General features: G+C 60.7%; 17 protein-coding genes. 9 read left to right on the top strand and 8 right to left on the bottom strand.

The features are described 5' to 3' along the window. Positions 1–7 precede the first annotated feature (7 nt). The 3 genes from PZN02_RS18255 (at position 8) to hflX (ending at position 2,629) form a co-directional block, all read left to right on the top strand. A complete protein-coding gene (locus tag PZN02_RS18255) occupies positions 8–871 on the top strand; it encodes a D-amino-acid transaminase (RefSeq protein ID WP_280659332.1) in 864 nt (287 codons plus the stop codon). A 111-nt stretch (positions 872–982) separates the two neighbouring features. After that, positions 983–1,225: an RNA chaperone Hfq gene (gene hfq, locus PZN02_RS18250; protein ID WP_003535434.1), complete on the top strand. Its 243-nt coding sequence runs from the start codon at positions 983–985 to the stop codon at positions 1,223–1,225. A 6-nt stretch (positions 1,226–1,231) separates the two neighbouring features. Continuing rightward, positions 1,232–2,629, top strand: a complete 1,398-nt coding sequence (gene hflX, locus PZN02_RS18245; protein WP_280659331.1) for a GTPase HflX — start codon at positions 1,232–1,234, stop codon at positions 2,627–2,629. Between the two features lie 24 nt (positions 2,630–2,653). On the opposite strand, the gene mazG is transcribed toward hflX, so the two are convergent. Further along, positions 2,654–3,487, bottom strand: a complete 834-nt coding sequence (gene mazG, locus PZN02_RS18240; RefSeq protein ID WP_280659330.1) for a nucleoside triphosphate pyrophosphohydrolase — start codon at positions 3,485–3,487, stop codon at positions 2,654–2,656. Between the two features lie 3 nt (positions 3,488–3,490). Next, the gene (locus PZN02_RS18235) at positions 3,491–4,078 is read right to left on the bottom strand and encodes a deaminase (protein ID WP_280659329.1); all 588 of its coding nucleotides are present in this window, start codon (positions 4,076–4,078) and stop codon (positions 3,491–3,493) included. A 231-nt stretch (positions 4,079–4,309) separates the two neighbouring features. Between PZN02_RS18235 and cysG the strand changes: the two genes are divergently transcribed. The 5 genes from cysG to PZN02_RS18210 all read left to right on the top strand — a co-directional run bounded on the left by cysG (position 4,310) and on the right by PZN02_RS18210 (position 9,254). Next, on the top strand, positions 4,310–5,767 hold the full coding sequence (cysG, locus tag PZN02_RS18230; RefSeq protein WP_280659328.1) for a siroheme synthase CysG: 1,458 nt from the start codon (positions 4,310–4,312) through the stop codon (positions 5,765–5,767). A gap of 11 nt (positions 5,768–5,778) precedes the next feature. Then, entirely contained in the window at positions 5,779–6,093 is a 315-nt protein-coding gene (locus PZN02_RS18225; protein ID WP_280659327.1) for a DUF2849 domain-containing protein, read from the top strand. A 14-nt stretch (positions 6,094–6,107) separates the two neighbouring features. Then, positions 6,108–7,781, top strand: coding sequence for a nitrite/sulfite reductase (locus PZN02_RS18220; protein WP_280659326.1), 1,674 nt, complete (start codon positions 6,108–6,110; stop codon positions 7,779–7,781). A gap of 15 nt (positions 7,782–7,796) precedes the next feature. Next, positions 7,797–8,297, top strand: coding sequence for a DUF934 domain-containing protein (locus PZN02_RS18215; RefSeq protein WP_280659325.1), 501 nt, complete (start codon positions 7,797–7,799; stop codon positions 8,295–8,297). A 144-nt stretch (positions 8,298–8,441) separates the two neighbouring features. Then, complete coding sequence (locus tag PZN02_RS18210; RefSeq protein ID WP_280659324.1) at positions 8,442–9,254, top strand: ferredoxin--NADP reductase; 813 nt, start codon at positions 8,442–8,444, stop codon at positions 9,252–9,254. A 256-nt stretch (positions 9,255–9,510) separates the two neighbouring features. Here PZN02_RS18210 and PZN02_RS18205 read toward each other — a convergent pair whose 3' ends face one another. The 5 genes from PZN02_RS18205 to PZN02_RS18185 all read right to left on the bottom strand — a co-directional run bounded on the left by PZN02_RS18205 (position 9,511) and on the right by PZN02_RS18185 (position 14,731). Continuing rightward, positions 9,511–10,128 carry a GntR family transcriptional regulator gene (locus PZN02_RS18205; protein ID WP_280661540.1) on the bottom strand — a complete coding sequence of 206 codons (618 nt, stop codon included), beginning with the start codon at positions 10,126–10,128 and terminating at the stop codon, positions 9,511–9,513. Positions 10,129–10,471: 343 nt separating this feature from the next. Beyond that, positions 10,472–11,248, bottom strand: a complete 777-nt coding sequence (locus PZN02_RS18200) for an amino acid ABC transporter ATP-binding protein (protein ID WP_280659323.1) — start codon at positions 11,246–11,248, stop codon at positions 10,472–10,474. A 13-nt stretch (positions 11,249–11,261) separates the two neighbouring features. Then, a complete protein-coding gene (locus tag PZN02_RS18195; protein WP_280659322.1) occupies positions 11,262–12,416 on the bottom strand; it encodes an amino acid ABC transporter permease in 1,155 nt (384 codons plus the stop codon). A gap of 4 nt (positions 12,417–12,420) precedes the next feature. Continuing rightward, a complete protein-coding gene (locus PZN02_RS18190; protein ID WP_280659321.1) occupies positions 12,421–13,614 on the bottom strand; it encodes an amino acid ABC transporter permease in 1,194 nt (397 codons plus the stop codon). Positions 13,615–13,705: 91 nt separating this feature from the next. Beyond that, entirely contained in the window at positions 13,706–14,731 is a 1,026-nt protein-coding gene (locus PZN02_RS18185) for an amino acid ABC transporter substrate-binding protein (protein WP_280659320.1), read from the bottom strand. Positions 14,732–15,069: 338 nt separating this feature from the next. On the opposite strand from PZN02_RS18185, the gene PZN02_RS18180 reads away from it, so the two are divergent. Then, a complete protein-coding gene (locus PZN02_RS18180) occupies positions 15,070–16,260 on the top strand; it encodes a cystathionine beta-lyase (protein WP_280659319.1) in 1,191 nt (396 codons plus the stop codon). 88 nt (positions 16,261–16,348) lie between these two features. On the opposite strand, the gene PZN02_RS18175 is transcribed toward PZN02_RS18180, so the two are convergent. Further along, positions 16,349–17,551: an FAD-dependent oxidoreductase gene (locus PZN02_RS18175; protein ID WP_280659318.1), complete on the bottom strand. Its 1,203-nt coding sequence runs from the start codon at positions 17,549–17,551 to the stop codon at positions 16,349–16,351. Positions 17,552–17,570 lie beyond the last annotated feature (19 nt).

The raw sequence follows: 17,570 nt of genomic DNA, 5'->3' as shown, positions 1-17,570 counted from the left end.
GCCCCCAATGCCGAGAATTGCCTATGTCAACGGCGCTTACGTGCCGCATTCCGAGGCCGCCATTCACATCGAAGATCGTGGCTATCAGTTTGCGGACGGCGTCTACGAAGTTTGCGAGGTCCGGCACGGCTTTATCGTGGACCTCAGTCGGCATTTGGACCGCCTCGACCGATCCCTGAGGGAACTTCGGATCGGCTGGCCGATGAGCCGCGCGGCGTTGATCCACGTCATTCGCGAAGTATTGCGCAGGAACCGGGTGCGCAACGGCCTTTTCTACCTGCAGGTGACCCGCGGTGTGGCGCGCCGCGACCATGTCTTCCCGGCGAAAGGCACACCGCCTTCGCTCGTCGTCACGGCCAAGCGGACGGATGCCGCCGTAATCGCGAAGAAGAATGCCGAGGGGATCGCGGCAATAACGGTGCCGGAAAATCGTTGGGATCGGGTCGACATCAAGTCGGTCGGCCTTCTGCCGAACGTGCTCGCACGCCAGAAGGCGAAGGAACTCGGAGCTCAGGAGGCCATATTTGTCGATACCGATGGCATGGTCAAAGAAGGGGCGGCAACGAATGTCTGGATCGTTGATGGCAACGGCACGCTGCGTACCCGCCCGGCGGAGCACGGCATCCTGCGCGGCATAACGCGGACGACGCTGATGAACGTGGCGAAGCCGCTTGGCCTGAAGATCGAGGAAAGGGCATTTTCGGTGGAGGAGATGTATGCTGCGCGCGAAGTCTTCGTTACTGCCGCGACGAGCGTCTGCTTTCCCGTCGTTTCCATCGACGGAAGGACCATCGGCAATGGTCATCCGGGAAGCATAGCACAGAATATTCGCGAAGCCTTTTTCGACATTGCGGAAAAGACATTGATTTGATACCAAACTTGGAGAGGTGTCGGGGACGGACACTGTGACGCCTCGAAACGCAGAATCTGACAAAAATGCACCGGCGCCAAAAAGGCCGGCAAATAAGAAAGAAGCGGCGCGATGGCGGAACGTTCTCAAAACTTGCAGGATCTCTTTCTCAACACGGTCCGCAAGCAAAAGATTTCATTGACCATTTTCTTGATCAACGGCGTAAAATTGACAGGTGTGGTCACATCTTTTGACAATTTCTGTGTATTGCTGCGCCGCGACGGCCATTCTCAGCTCGTCTACAAGCACGCCATCTCGACGATCATGCCGGGTCAGCCGCTGCAGATGTTCGAGAACGAGGAAGCCGCATCCTGACGGGACGTGAGGAACATTACCAAGCGTGATTCAAAATCGTCGTCGATCATCCCGGAGCTGGAACGGCTCCGCGATGACATGCGCGCGGTCGTCGTCGTTCCGGTTCTGAAGAAAACGGGAAAGGCATCGGCCGAGATTTTGTCGGCGCCGGTGACGCGCTCCGACGAAAGTCGTCTGGAAGAGGCAATAGGCCTTGCGCTTGCCATCGATCTCGACGTCGTGCACGGAACGATCGTTCCGGTCGCCCAGCCGAAGCCGGGGACCTTGCTCGGCAGTGGCAAGATCGAGGAGATCGGCCATATCCTGAACGAAAAGGATGCCGGGCTGGTGATCGTCGATCACCCGCTGACGCCGGTGCAGCAGCGCAACCTCGAGAAGGAATGGAACGCCAAGGTCATCGACCGCACGGGTCTCATTCTGGAAATCTTCGGGCGGCGCGCCTCCACCAAGGAAGGCACGCTTCAGGTTGATCTCGCGCATCTCAACTATCAGAAGGGCCGGCTGGTCAGAAGCTGGACCCACCTTGAACGCCAGCGCGGCGGCGCGGGCTTCATGGGCGGTCCCGGTGAAACCCAGATCGAAGCCGACCGTCGCCTGCTGCAGGAGAAGATCGTCCGCCTGGAGCGTGAACTGGAGCAGGTGCGGCGCACCCGGCAGCTTCATCGCTCGAAACGCAAGAAGGTGCCGCACCCGATCGTGGCACTGGTCGGTTATACGAACGCCGGCAAATCGACGCTCTTCAACCGGATGACGGGTGCGGGTGTGCTGGCCGAGGACATGCTTTTCGCGACGCTCGATCCGACGCTTCGACGCCTGAAGTTGCCGCATGGGCGCATGGTCATTCTGTCCGACACGGTCGGTTTCATCTCTGATCTGCCGACCCACCTTGTCGCGGCATTCCGGGCGACGCTTGAAGAAGTGCTCGAAGCGGACCTGATTCTGCACGTGCGCGACCTTTCCGATCCCGACAACCAGGCACAGGCGGGCGACGTGTTGCGCATCCTTGCCGATCTCGGCATTGACGAGAAGGAAGGCGCCGAGCGCATCGTCGAGGTCTGGAACAAGATCGACAAGCTCGAACCGGAGACGCGCGAGGCGCTCGTTAAGAAGGCGGCAAGCACGCCGAATACGGTCGCCGTTTCTGCGGTGACCGGCGAGGGCGTCGATCACCTCCTCGCCGAGATCGGCCGCCGACTTTCCGGCGTCTTGACCGAGTGCACGGTCGTGCTCGGCGTCGACCAGCTGCAACTGTTGCCCTGGGTCTATGAGCACTCGATCGTCGATGGCCGAGAGGACCTTGAAGACGGAAGGGTCAGCCTCGACCTGCGCCTGACCGAGGGCGAGGCCGCAGAGCTTGAGCGGCGGCTCGGCCACGGACCGAAACCCGTCGAGGGGGACTGGTAGCGAGGCTGACGTTGCGGCATCCCGCTACGTCAGTTGCCGCTCGATCGCCTTTGCTGCCTGCCAGAGTTCTTCCATGCGCTCCAGAGAAGCGGCGTCAAGCGTCTCGCCGCCAGCTTCCAGTTCCTGTTCGATATGGCCGAAGCGGCGGCGGAACTTGGTATTGGTGCCGCGGAGCGCCATTTCCGGATCGGTGCCGACATGGCGGCCGATATTGACGACGGCGAAGATCAGGTCACCGAGTTCATCGGCCACCTTTCGTTGGTCTCCATCCTTGAGAGCCTGCCGCAATTCGGTAATCTCCTCCTCGATTTTGTCGAGTATAGGCTCGGGCTTCGACCAGTCGAAGCCGACCTTTGCCGCGCGTTCCTGCAGCTTGAGCGCTTCGACCAGGGCTGGAAAGCTGCGTTGCACGGAACCGAGGTGGCTGGCATCCGTATCCTGCGGCAGACCTCGCCGCATCCGCCGCTGCCGCCGGTCCGCCTTTTCCGCTCGCTTGATCTCATCCCATTGCAGCTTGACCGCCTCGGGCGTATCGGCGTCGGAGCGGGCGAAGACGTGCGGATGGCGACGGATCATCTTGCGGGTCACGGCCTCGACGACATCACCGAAGGAGAATTCACCAGCCTCTTCCGCCATGCGCGCGTGAAAGACCACCTGGAGGAGAAGGTCGCCGAGTTCGTCGCAGAGATCGTCCATATCGTGGCGCTCGATCGCGTCGGCGACCTCATAGGCCTCTTCGATCGTGTAGGGTTTGATCGTCTCGAAGGTCTGGACGATGTCCCAGGGGCAGCCCGTGTCCGGCTGGCGGAGCGCCGCCATGATGTCGAGCAGGCGTTGAATGTCGCGAGAAGGTTCCATGGCTCAGTTCAGCGGTATGGCGTTCTGGTCCTTGCCTGCCTGGTATTCCGCAGACAGGCGGCGATAACGCTCGCGGATACGCGCGTCCTGCGCGGCGAGCCTTTCCTTCGTCTGTTGGTCGGCGTCGCGCATCAGCGCCGCTGTCGAGGCCGATTTCCAGAAGGCGTTTTCCTGTACATAGCCGCCCGGTTCCAGCCGGAAGACTTCCTTCAGGATCTTCAGGTCATGAGGAATCGAGAAGCTGTCGCGCGAATCCTCGTGGCTGAAGAAGTAGTAGAAATTGTCGAACCCCGCCCAGGTGATCGCAGAAAGGCACATCGAGCAGGGCTCATGGGTCGAGAGGAAGATCAGCTCTCGCGTATCGGGCCTGTCGGCCATCTCGTAAAAGCGCTTGAGCGTGTGGACCTCGCCGTGCCACAGCGGATTTTCCGTCTCATTGTTGGTCTCCGCGAGCACAAGCGAAAGATCGGACTTGCGCAGAATTGCCGCGCCGAACACCTTGTTGCCGGCAGCAACACCCTTTTGGGTCAGCGGAAGGATGTCCTTTTCGATTACCGTCAAGAGACGTTCGGCCAGTTCCGATTGTTTCATCTTCTGTGCTCTCTAAGAATATCGGCGGCATTTAACGGAGGTCGGCCCGCCGGCGCAATGGCCAAGCCGGCCCGCGGCGCCCGCGTGTCACCGGAGATATTTACTCAAAATGGCTGACTGTCGAGCAAAACAATACGTGGCCGGAAAAGCATTGAAATTTCTGTTTCTTCAATTGTTGCCGGCTATGGGGGATATTCGCCGCAGCCTGTGGAAGGAGCCGCGCTTTCAGTGATGTCGCAACAACTGTCCTATTTTCCGACATTTTTTAGCGTCGCGCAAAAGCGCGTGGCGGTGTTCGGCAATGGGGACGAGGCCTTCGCCAAGGTGCGACTGCTGTTGAACACTAAGGCGCATATCGCTGTTTACGCGGATGCGCCGGAGCCTGCGTTCGAGACATTCCTCCGGACCAACGGCCTCGATATCATCCGAGAAGTCTTCGCGGCGCATCAGGTTGAGGGCGCCGTTCTGGTGTTTGCAGCGACTGGCAATGCCGCTGCCGACCGGGCGATTGTTGGCGCGGCGCGGGAGAGAAAAATCCCCGCAAATGCCGTCGATCAGCCGGACCACTGCGATTTCCTGACGCCGGCACTTGTCAACCGGGCTCCAGTCGCCGTGGCGATCGGGACGGAAGGGGCCGGACCCGTCCTGGCGCAGATGATCCGCGCCCAGATCGATCAATTGCTTTCCCCGTCGCTCGGCATAGTCGCGTCTTTGGCGGCGAGCTATCGTGATGCGGTGGAGCGACTTGTGCCGCGCGGTGTTGCGCGCCGTGTCTTCTGGCGGCGGTTCTTTTCGGGGCCGGTTGCCGATCACGTTGCGCTTGGCGATTTCGCCTCGGCGCGCCGTGAGGCGTCGCGGCTGCTCAATGGCGCGGATCGCGTTCCCGGCCACGTCTGGCTGGTAGGCGCCGGTCCGGGTGCGGAGGATTTGCTGACGCTTCGGGCGCAGCGGGTGATGATGGAGGCCGATGCAATCGTCTACGATGCGCTCGTGCCGCAGGCGATCGTCGATATGGGGCGCCGCGATGCCGAACGCCTTTCGGTCGGTAAGCGCAAGGGCTGCCACACCAAATCGCAGGACGAAATCAACCAGTTGCTGGTGAAACTTGCAGGCGAGGGCAAACGTGTCGTTCGGCTGAAATCTGGCGATCCGTTGATTTTCGGCCGAGCCGGCGAGGAAATGGCTGCCCTGCGGGAGGCCGGCATCAGCTATGAGATCGTGCCCGGCATCACGTCGGCATTTGCGGCAGCGGCCGACTTCGAGCTGCCGTTGACCCTTCGCGGGGTTGCGTCGTCGCTGGTCTTTACCACCGGCCATGATCTTGCCGGTGATGTGCTGCCCGACTGGGCGCGGCTTGCCGTCTCGGGCGCGACGATTGCCGTCTATATGGGGCGCAGCGTGGCGGCTTCGGTTGCCGAGCGCCTCATGCACGCGGGCCTGCCCCAGGAGACGACTGTGGCCGTGGTCGAGAACGCCAGCCGCGCCGAACGGCGGTTGCTGCACGGGATTCTTCGCGATCTGCCGGACCTCGAGACCCGCACGGAACTCGACGGTCCGGTCATGGTGATCATCGGCGACGCGGTTGCAGGTGCGAATTTCGGCCGGTCGGAGCCGCTTGCTGCCGGGCGGCGGCAGGGCACTGAGGCTAGGGACACCGGCGCGGATCGCGCTGAACAGATTTGGAATTGAGGACGACGCGAATGGTGGACAAGGTCTTGACGGCAAACCGACTGGCGGATGGCATATCCGTCTGGCTCGACGCCTCCGGCAATTGGGTGGAGTCGCTGCAGGACGCCTTCGTCGCCCGCCATGCCGAGGCCGTCGCGGCGCTTGAAGCGACCGGAAAACGCTCCTTCGACGAGAATAAAGTGGTAGACGTCAACGTTATCGACGTCGAGGAAATCGATGGCACGCTTCGCCCGCTGCGCATGCGCGAGCGGATCCGCGCCGAGGGCCCGTCAATAGCCTATGCTCCGGGATATCATGGGCTTTCCGGCCCGAAATTTGCTGCCTGAGGACCTGAGACCCTATGTACCGTTACGACGAATTCGACCACGCCTTCGTTTCTGCACGTGTCGAGCAGTTCCGCGATCAGGTCCAGCGGCGGCTGTCCGGTGAACTGGCCGAGGATGCCTTCAAGCCGCTGCGCCTGATGAACGGCGTCTATCTGCAACTGCACGCCTACATGCTCCGCGTTGCCATTCCCTATGGCACGCTGTCGAGCCGGCAGATGCGGATGCTCGCGCACATCGCCCGCAAATATGACCGCGGCTATGGTCATTTCACTACGCGCCAGAACATCCAGTACAACTGGCCGCGTCTTTCCGACACGCCGGACATCCTGCAGGAACTGGCAAGCGTCGAGATGCACGCGCTGCAGACCTCGGGCAACTGCATTCGCAACGTGACGGCGGATCATTTTTCCGGTGCGGCTGCTGACGAAGTTGCCGACCCGCGGCCCTATGCAGAGATTCTCCGTCAGTGGTCGAGCGTTCATCCGGAGTTCTCGTTCCTGCCGCGCAAGTTCAAGATCGCCGTGACCGGCGCCGAGCGCGACCGCGCGGCGATCCAGGTGCACGATATCGGCTTGCATCTGAAGAAGGACGAGAATGGCAGGCTCGGCTTCGCCGTCTATGTCGGCGGCGGGCAGGGCAGAACCCCGATGATCGCCAAGAAGATCCGTGACTTCTTGCCCGAAGAGGACCTGCTCTCCTACACCACGGCGATCATGCGCGTTTACAACCTCTATGGCCGCCGCGACAACAAATACAAGGCGCGCATCAAGATCCTGGTGCATGAAACCGGCGCCGAGGAGCTTGCCCGCCAGGTGGAGGTCGAATTCGCCAAGCTCAAGGACACCGAACTGAAGCTGCCGGATGCCGACATCCAGGCGATTTCCGCCTATTTTGCGCCGGCAGCCCTGCCGAACCGCGCTGAAGGCTGGGGCAACCTCGCCCGCTGGAAGAAAGCCGATCCGGAATTCGCGCGCTGGGTCCAGCAGAACGTGCAGCCGCACAAGCATCCGGACTACGGCATGGTGACCATTTCGCTGAAGCCGATCGGCGGTATTCCGGGCGATGCGAGCGACGCACAGATGGATGCCGTTGCGGACATCGCCGAGGAATACGCCTTCGACGAAATCCGCGTTAGCCACGAGCAGAATCTGATTCTGCCGCATGTGGCGCTTGCCGACCTAGAGCCGGTCTACCGCGCTCTGGTTGCCGTAGGTCTGGCGACGGCCAATGCGGGCTTGATCACCGACATCATCGCCTGTCCCGGCCTTGACTATTGCGCGCTTGCCAATGCGCGTTCGATCCCGGTCGCTCAAGAAATCTCGAGCCGCTTCGGCTCCCTCGAACGGCAGGCGGAAATCGGCGAGCTCAAGATCAAGATCTCCGGCTGCATCAATGCCTGCGGACACCATCACGTCGGCCATATTGGCCTTTTGGGCGTTGAGAAGAAGGGTGCAGAGCTCTACCAGATCACGCTCGGTGGTTCCGGAGACGAGAACACGTCGATCGGCGAAATCATCGGCCGCGGTTTCGAGCCGGAAAAGGTGACCGATGCCGTCGAAACGATCGTCGACACCTATCTCGGCCTGCGCCGGGACAAAACGGAGACGTTCCTGGAGGCTTATCGCCGGGTTGGACCGCAGCCGTTCAAGGATGCGCTCTATGGCGGCAGTGCTCAGGAAGCCGCTTGAGGCAGGGACGAGAACATGACGAAAATCTGGAAAGAAACCGGCTTTGTGAACGATGATCCCTGGGTCGTCGAGACGGAAGAAACCAAGGCCGGGTCGAACGAAAAGGCGATACTCGGCCTGGACGCCTTCATCGACGTGGTCTCCATAGACGATGCGCGGGAGTTGGGCGTATTGATCGCGCCGGCCGACGACGTCACGCGTTTGGCGCCTTACCTCGATCGGATCGCGCTTGTCGCTGTCGCGTTTCCGGCCTTCAACGACGGTCGCGCCTTCAGCCACGCGTCGCTGCTACGTTCGCAGCTTCGCTTCGGCGGGGAAGTCCGGGCGGTCGGCGACGTACTGATCGACCAGATCCCGCTGATGCTGCGTTGTGGTATCGACAGTTTCGCGGTGACGAATGCGACGGCGATCAAGCGGCTCTCGGAGGGGCGCTTGCCCGGCATTGCCAATCACTATCAGCCGACTGCAAGGCCGTCTTCGGATGCCAAATCCTACAGCTGGCGGCGCGTTTCTTAAAAAGACGCACCCGCGACAGTGTGAAGCAAGCCGAAATGCTCGAAAGCGACTATATTTGGAAGGGATTTCCTTTCAATCGAGTGCGGGTTGGAATATCCGCTCATACTTGATAGACAGGGCCACGATTACAGGACTGTAGCCACGATGAATGCTCCGGCAAAAACGGAAGATTTTGCGATCCAGGCACCGGCAGGTGTTTTTGTCGAGACGGTCACGAGTGTCACGCACTATACGGAGCGGCTCTTCCGTTTCCGTATGACGCGTCCCCAGGAGTTCCGTTTCCGCTCCGGCGAATTCGCGATGATCGGTCTCATGGTCGGCGACAAGCCCATCTATCGCGCCTATTCGGTCGCGAGCCCGGCGTGGGACGAGGAGCTTGAGTTCTTCTCGATCAAGGTTCCGGACGGCCCACTGACGTCGCACCTGCAGAAGATCAGGCCGGGCGACCAGGTCCTCATGCGCAAGAAGCCGACCGGCACGTTGGTGCTCGACGCGCTGGTGCCGGGCCGCAGGCTTTATATGTTCTCGACCGGTACCGGCATTGCCCCCTTCGCGAGCCTCATCCGCGATCCGGAGACCTATGAGAAATTCGAGGAAGTCATTCTTACGCACACCTGCCGTGACGTGGCGGAGCTGAAATACGGCTTCGACCTCATGGACGAGATCCGTAATCATGAGTTCCTGAACGAGATTGTCGGCGACAAGCTTCGCCACTATGCGACGGTGACGCGCGAGGACTACCCGTTCAAAGGCCGGATCACCGACCTGATGATCAACGGCAAGTTCTTCGCGGATTTGGGCCTGCCGCCGCTTGATCCGGCGATCGACCGCGGCATGATCTGCGGCTCCACGGCAATGCTGAAGGACACCAAGGAAATTCTGGAAGCCGCCGGCTTGACGGAAGGCGCGAACAGCAAGCCTGCCGAGTTCGTCATCGAGCGCGCCTTCGTCGGCTGAGGGCGCGGCTACCGAAACCGTGTATCAAGAGAGGCGCGTCCCCGGATGCGTCTCTTTTCGTTTGTGTCCGGTGGGGAACGCATTCGCGGGGATCGACGCGCTCCAACATCGGCAGCTGTTGTTGGCCGGATTGCCGGGAACTTTTGCACGGGTTGCCTAGGCGCGATTCTACACTGCAGGAGCAGCGGCCAAACAGATCTGGCATGGGCGACGGCTGAAGGCCGCATGTTGCCGAAGGTCTGAGGCGTGGGCGGTATCAAGCCTTCGCCAGATAATCCATCAATCCGGACATGGCAGTGGCGGCGCCGTCGCCGTCTGCCGCCTGAATTGCGCGCATTACTTTGACGTGGCGCTCCACCGATTCCTTCATCTTTTCCGGCGCGGCCGACGCAAACCATATGCGGCGCGCGTGGGTCTGCAGTGGCGCGAGTGCCGCTGTCAGGAACCTGTTCGGACAAGCGTCTTCCATGATCTCGTCGAACATCTTGTCAGCGACGAGGAAGCCCTCCATGTCGCCTCGATCCGAACACGTCGTCATCGTCTGCTCACAGCCGCTAATCGCCTGTCGGATCTCGGCGGACGCGTTCTGTGCCACAAGCGCGGCTGCCAGCGGCTCCAGCCGTTGGCGCGTCTGCATCACATGGGCACGGTCCTCCGGCCGGATCGTCGTGATCTGCAGCCCCACCCGCGCACGAATGTCGATGAGCCCTTGCCAGGCAAGTTTCTGGATCGCTTCTCGAACGGGGGTGCGGCCATGCTCGGCAAGTTCGATGAGTTGGCGCTCGGTAACGAGCGATCCGGGCTTGAGTTTCAGTGTGACGATGAGGCGTTCGAGCGCCAGATAGGCGAGGTGGGCCTGGGACTGGACTGGCATAAGCATCCCGCTAGTTCTGATATATCAGAGATTGACACGGATTTGAAATGGCCGCAACAGAGCGTGATATATCAGAACCAAATCCGCACCGGCTGAGAGGCAGTTGCCGCCGCCGGCGGCCTGCCGGTTCGCCGCACCTTCCCGGGCTCGCGCCATCTCGCGAGTGCAATAATGATGTAACGAGAACGGCCCGCCAGTTTCTGGCGGGCCGTTCTCGTTCGGCTTCATATCATCGGCATAAACAGCAATTCCCAGAAAGAAGTATGCAGCGGTTCTCCGCCCGGAATTGCATAGTTTCAAAGAGTTAGGTCATTTCACTTTTTCAATGAAACAATGAAATGAACTAGTGCAGGATCTGGCTGAGGAACAGCTTGGTGCGTTCGTGCTGCGGATGGTCGAAGAATTCGGCCGGCGAGTTCTGTTCGACGATCTGGCCCTGGTCCATGAAGATCACGCGGTGGGCGACCTGACGCGCGAAGCCCATCTCATGGGTTACGCACAGCATCGTCATGCCTTCCTCGGCGAGACCGACCATCGTATCCAGAACTTCCTTGATCATTTCCGGGTCGAGCGCAGAAGTCGGCTCGTCGAACAGCATGATCTTCGGATTCATGCATAGCGAGCGTGCGATCGCCACACGCTGCTGCTGACCGCCCGAAAGCTGGCCCGGATACTTGTGTGCCTGCTCGGGAATCTTGACGCGTGTGAGGAAATGCATCGCGATTTCCTCGGCCTGCTTCTTCGGCATCTTGCGCACCCAGATCGGCGCGAGCGTGCAGTTTTCCAGGATCGTCAAATGCGGGAAGAGGTTGAAGTGCTGGAAAACCATGCCGACTTCGCGGCGGACTTCGTCGATCTTCTTCAGGTCGTTGGTGAGTTCGATGCCGTCGACGACGATCTTGCCCTTCTGGTGCTCCTCAAGGCGGTTGATGCAGCGAATCATCGTCGACTTGCCAGAGCCCGACGGGCCGGCAATGACGATGCGCTCGCCGCGCATGACCTTGAGGTTGATATCGCGCAGAACGTGGAAATCACCGTACCACTTGTTCATGTTGGTGATTTCGATCGCGACATCCGTCGTCGAGATGGTCATCTTCGATGCGGTGGCGGTGTTTGCCATATGTTTCCCCTTTTTATCGTTGGCTCTTGTCGAGCACGCGTTCCATGAAGCCTGAATAGCGCGACATGCCGAAGCAGAAAAGCCAGAATACGAAGCCTGCAAAAATCAGGCCGGTCAGCGGCGTTACCGCGGACGCCCAGTTCGTGTCGGTAAAGTTCAGGCGAACGATGCCGAGCAGATCGAACATGCCGATAATCGAGACGAGCGACGTGTCTTTGAACAGGCCGATAAAGGTGTTGACGATGCCGGGAATCACCAGCTTCAGCGCTTGCGGCAGGACGATGAGATTCATCTTTTGCCAATAGCTGAGCCCGAGCGAATCGGCGCCTTCGTACTGGCCCTTCGGAATAGCCTGCAGGCCACCGCGCACGACTTCCGCCATGTAGGCGGAGGCAAAGAGCGACACACCGATCAGGGCGCGCAGGAATTTGTCGAAGGTGACACCCTGCGGCAGGAACAGCGGCAGCATCACGCTCGCCATGAACAGAACCGTGATCAGCGGGACGCCGCGCACCATCTCGATGAAGACCGTGCAGAGCATCTTGATCACCGGCATGTTCGACCGTCGCCCGAGCGCCAGCAGAATGCCCAATGGCAGTGAAACCGCGATACCGACAAACGAGAGTACCAGGGTGACCATGAGGCCGCCCCACAGCGGCGTCTCGACGTAAGTGAGGCCTAGCCAGCCGCCGGGAAGCAGGATCGTGGCGATGATCGGTAGGACCACCAGCAGCAGAACCGCGTTCAACCCCTTGTACGGAACCTTGGGGATCAACATCGGTACGAGGAACAGCACGAAAAGAATGCCGACGAGAGCGGGCCGCCACCGTTCCTCAGGCGGATAGCGGCCAAAGAGGAACTGGCTGAATTTCGCGTTGACGAAAGCCCAGCAGGCGCCGCTCCAGTTCTCTGGCTGTGACCCGCCCTGGGAGATCGTCGCGCAGACGCCGCGACCGCCGCCGGTCCAGGCTGCGTCGATAAAGAGCCACTGTATAGCCGGGGGCACCAGCCACGCCAGCACCAGCAGGCTGATAATGGTCAAGGCTGTGTCCTTCGGCGTGGCGAAGAGGTTCTTCCGCAGCCAAAGGGCAATGCCACTTTCCAGCGCCGGGGCGGGTGAGGCTTCGATCAACGAAGCACGAACGAAACTTGCCTGATGCGTGCTCATGTTCTTACCTCTCCACCAGCGCCATACGAGCGTTGTACCAGTTCATGAACGCCGAGGTGGCAAGGCTCAGGCTGAGATAGACGATGAGCCAGATGCTTACGACTTCGATCGCCTGTCCGGTCTGGTTGAGGATCGTCCCGCCGACGGCGACGAGATCCGCATAGCCGACGGCAACCGCTAGCGACGAGTTCTTGGTGAGGTTGAGATATTGGCTGGTCAAGGGCGGGATGATGATGCGCATCGCCTGCGGCACGACGACCAGACGAGTGGTCAGCCTTGGGCGGATGCCGAGTGCGTGGGCCGCTTCCGTCTGTCCTTTTGAGACCCCGCGGATGCCTGCCCGGACGATCTCTGCGATGAAGGCCGCAGTGTAGAAGGAAAGCGCGAGGAAGAGCGACATGAATTCCGGTCCGACGACCGAGCCCCCCGTCAGGTTGAACTTGCCCGCGACGGGCACATCGAAGGCGAGCGGCGCGCCGCTTGCGAGGAACGTCACCAGAGGTACGCCGATGACGAGTCCGAGCACAATCCACAACACGGGCAATCGTTGGCCGGTCGCCATCTGTCGCTGACGGGCGTAGCGGGCAAAGACGACGCTCGCGATGATACTGATGATGAGCGCGATGAGCGTATAGTGTGATCCTTCTCCGAACATGGGCTTCGGAAAGGCGACGCCGCGGTTGCTCACGAAAATATCGAAGGGCAAGGCAAGCGCCTCGCGCGCCTGGGGGAGGATCGCCAGAACGCCGCTGTACCAGAAGAAGATGACCAGCAGCGGTGGAATGTTGCGGAACACCTCGACATAGGCGAGCGACAGCTTGGCGATGATCCAGTTGTGCGAAAGACGTCCGATGCCGACGATGAAGCCGATGACAGTTGCCGTGATGATACCGGTAATCGCCACCAGCAGCGTATTGACAAAGCCGACCACCAAAGCACGGCCATAGGTGGAATCGCTTGTGAAGGCGATCAGCGATTGTCCGACATCGAATCCCGCCCGGCTTCTCACAAAACCATAGCCGGACGCGATGTTCGCGCGCTTCAGGTTCTCGACCGTGTTGTCGACGATCCAGTAGATGAGGACCGCCAGAATGATGATGGTGACCGCCTGGTAGAATATCCCGCGCACCTGAGGGTCGTTAATAATCGATCCTGAGGATTTGCTTTTCTCAGGCGCGTTCGTAACGCCAATGGCCATGTAATGCCTCTTTCCCCAATCCGCCCTTGCCGAGCGGTTTTTATTGCAACGGAGGAGCGGTTTGCCGCCCCTCCGGATTTTCCGAACCGATTTAGCGAACCGGCGGGGCGTACTGGATGCCGCCCTTGCTCCACAGCGCGTTCAGTCCGCGCTCGATCTTCAGCGGGCTGCCTGCACCGATGTTGCGATCGAAGATTTCGCCGTAGTTGCCGACGGCCTTGATGACGTTCACGGCCCACTCATTGGTGAGACCGAGGTCGGTGCCGATCTTGCTGTCGGCTTCGACGCCGAGGAAGCGCTGGACGTCAGGGTTCGTCGACTTCTTCATTTCCTCGACATTCGCCTGCGTCACGCCGAATTCCTCGGCCTGGATCAGCGCGTAGTGGACCCAAGTGACGATATCGAACCATTGGTCGTCACCCTGGCGGACGGCCGGGCCGAGCGGTTCCTTGGAGATGATTTCCGGCAGAATCACGTGGTCGTCCGGCTTGGAAAGGGTGAGTCGCAGCGAATACAGGCCGGATTGGTCGGTCGTGTAAACGTCGCAGCGGCCGGCATCGTAAGCCGCGTTGACTTCTTCGAGCTTCTCGAAGACCACCGGATTGTACTGCAGGTTGTTCGACTTGAAGTAGTCGGCAAGGTTGAGCTCGGTCGTCGTTCCGGTCTGCACGCAAACTGCGGCGCCGGACAGTTCAAGCGCCGACTTCACGTCGAGGCTCTTGCGAACCATGAAGCCCTGGCCGTCATAGTAGTTGACGGGGCGGAAGTTGAAGCCGAGTGCCGTGTCGCGGTTGATGGTCCAGGTCGTGTTGCGGGCGAGGACGTCGACTTCACCAGATTGGAGAGCCGGGAACCGCTCCTTCGCGGAGGTCGGCGTATACTTCACTTTGGTGGCGTCGCCAAAGACAGCGGCAGCAATCGCCTTGCAGTAATCGACGTCGAAACCGTTCCAGTTGCCGGCTGCGTCGGGCGAGGCGAAGCCGGCGAGACCGGTGTTAACGCCGCATTGGACGAAGCCCTTGGCCTTCACGTCGTCAAGCGTCGCGGCCGATGCCGCATGTGCGCCAATCCCCATGACAGCAGCGCCAACGAGAGCTGTCAGAATCCTTCTTGCCATTTTTTGAACCTTTTCGGTTGTCGTTTGTTCGCGTCTGCACAGGCGCGCTCCGTGGGCGCGTGCAGCCTCCGCCACCCTCCTGGCGTGAGTGCAATCTATCTCATGCTCAAAATCTACAAGGGTCAAGAGATGTTGCCGATTTTCTGATTTTGCATGTGAAAAACCCGAACTTCGCCAGAAGTTTAGGCAGTTTCTTCACGGAAAATCGGTTTCTTTGAACAAAAAACGGCCAGTCCGGCGTTTTGCACGAGGCCTCGCCCCTTCACAGGAATTTTCCCTTGACCCGGCGGGTGCCGCGTTCGATGAGTTGGCGTCGAATCTAAACAGCGGATTTTTCAATGGCAGACAAGATCAGCGCGCTCAAGGAAACGGGCATCAACACCCGTCTGGCGCACACTGGCAACAATCCCTCGGATTTCCACGGCTTCGTCAATCCGCCGGTGGTGCACGCTTCCACCGTGCTGTTTCCCAACGCCAGGACCATGGAAAGCCGGGCGCAGAAATATACCTACGGAACGCGCGGCACGCCGACGACCGATGCGCTTTGCGAGGCGATCAATGAGCTCGAGGGCGCTGCCGGAACGATTCTCGTGCCCTCGGGCCTGGCGGCGGTCACGGTGCCGTTCCTGACCTATCTGTCGGCCGGGGATCACGCGCTCGTCGTTGACTCGGTCTATTTCCCGACGCGGCATTTCTGCGACACGATGCTGATGCGCCTCGGCGTCACCGTCGAATACTACGATCCGATGATCGGTGCCGGCATTGAAAGCCTGATTCGGCCGAACACGCGCCTGGTGCACACCGAGGCGCCAGGCTCGAACACGTTCGAGATGCAGGACATTCGCGTTATTGCAGCCGCGGCGCACCGCCACGGTTGCGTCGTAACGATGGACAATACCTGGGCGACGCCGGTTTATTTCCGCCCGCTCGATCACGGCGTCGATGTCTCGATCCATGCGGCCACGAAATACCCGTCGGGCCATTCGGATGTGCTGTTCGGGACCGTGTCGGCCAACATCACTCATTGGCCGGCGCTCGCCGAGGCGATTGTCACGCTTGGCGTCTGCGTGTCGCCCGACGACAGCTATCAGATTCTCAGAGGCCTGCGCACGATGGGAATTCGTCTGGAACGGCATCAGGCAAGTGCGCTGGCGATCGCCGAATGGCTGGAGAGCCGCGACGAGGTTGCACGCGTCCTGCATCCGGCACTGCCGAGCTTTCCGGGGCACGACCTCTGGAAGCGCGACTTCGGCGGGGCGAGCGGGATCTTCTCCTTCGTGCTGAAGGCCGACAGCCCCGAAAAGTTCAAAGCCAAGGCCCATGCCTTCCTAGACGCGCTCTCGCTCTTCGGTCTTGGCTATTCCTGGGGTGGCTTCGAAAGCCTTGCCGTCCACGTCAACCTGTCCGACCGCAAGGTGGCTAAGGCCCCATCGGAAGGGCCGGTGATCCGATTGCAGATCGGACTGGAGGACGTTCCGGATCTCCGTCGTGACATCGAAGCGGGCTTCGCCGCCGCCAACGCGGTCTGACGCCTATCGCTCCGAGGGCGGGATTAGGAAAAGTGTGCGCAGTTTTCCGCCCGCATCCCGCGTCTCAACTCATTAGAATCGATCACGTTTATGACTTTAGGTCGCTTCGACCTAAAGTCATCGTGATCTCAGCGCCGTAGCCGTAAAGCCAGTCAAGGTCGGCGGCAAGCGATTCGGAACCCTTGAGCGCGAGCACCAGATCGCGCCCGAGACGGATTGGCCCTCGGGCGTGATAGGCGAAGCGGTTGAAGGCGGCCCGCTTCCGAACGCGATCGATCCGCGACCTTCGCGCGCGATCATATCTCGCAAGTGCGGAGGGGATATCCTGGCTTTCGGCGAGGCAGTGCGCGAGCTCCCAGGCATCCTCGATCGCCATGGCGGCCCCCTGGGCTGCAAATGGCGTCATCGCATGGGCCGCGTCGCCGATGAGGACGGTTCTCTTCCCGTCGTGCCATGCACCTTTTCCAACGGTGCATAAGGGCCAGTAGGTCGCTGCGGTTGCACTCGTGAGCAGCGCGCACAGCTTCGGATGCCAGCCATCGAAAGCTGTTGCAAGCTCACGCCGTCTCTCCTCGGAATCCTTGCCGATCCACACGCTCTCACCAGCCTTACCCGCGACGATCGCGACAAGGTTGAAGCCGCCGACTTCCTTGATCGGGTATGCGACGAGGTGCGCATTCGAGCCGAGAAAGGCCGTGACACGGTCCTCCGACAGGAGGGGCGTCGCCTCCGCGCGCGGCACCATCAGGCGCCAGGCGATGTTGCCCGAGAACTGTACGGGACCGGCGCCCGGGACGGATGTTCTTGTCCGTGACCAGATCCCATCGGCGCCGACGATTGCAGACGGGCGTCGTGTCATCCCGCGATCGATCGCCGCTTCCGGATCGCTCTCGATCCGGCAGCCAAGGTGAATGCGGCAACGTGGTTCGGCTTCCACTGCGTCGAACAGGATCTTTTGCAAGCTGGCGCGATGCAGAACGCCATAGGGAGCCGCCCAGCGGTTGCGGGCGTACGATCCGGCCGGCACGCTTGCAAGCGAGCGCAGCGAGCATCCGTCGAGAAGCGCGATAGAAACCGGCTCGCTCCAGACGGCTTCAAGGGCAGGGAGCAAACCGAGTTCGATCAGAATGCGTGACGCGTTCGGCGACAATTGCAGACCGGCGCCCACCTCTTTCAAAGAGTCGGCCTGTTCAAATATTTCCGTCTCAAAACCCTGGCGGGCGAGACAGAGAGCCGTCGTCAGGCCGGCGATACCGGCGCCGACAATCGCGACCGGACCAGCGTCTTGCATCGATCTCGTACCGGTAAAC

The organism is Sinorhizobium garamanticum, assembly GCF_029892065.1.
GTDB classification, from domain to species: Bacteria; Pseudomonadota; Alphaproteobacteria; order Rhizobiales; family Rhizobiaceae; genus Sinorhizobium; species Sinorhizobium garamanticum.
The sequence above is the reverse complement of the archived record's forward strand: the minus strand, read 5'-3'. Positions and strand labels throughout refer to the sequence as shown.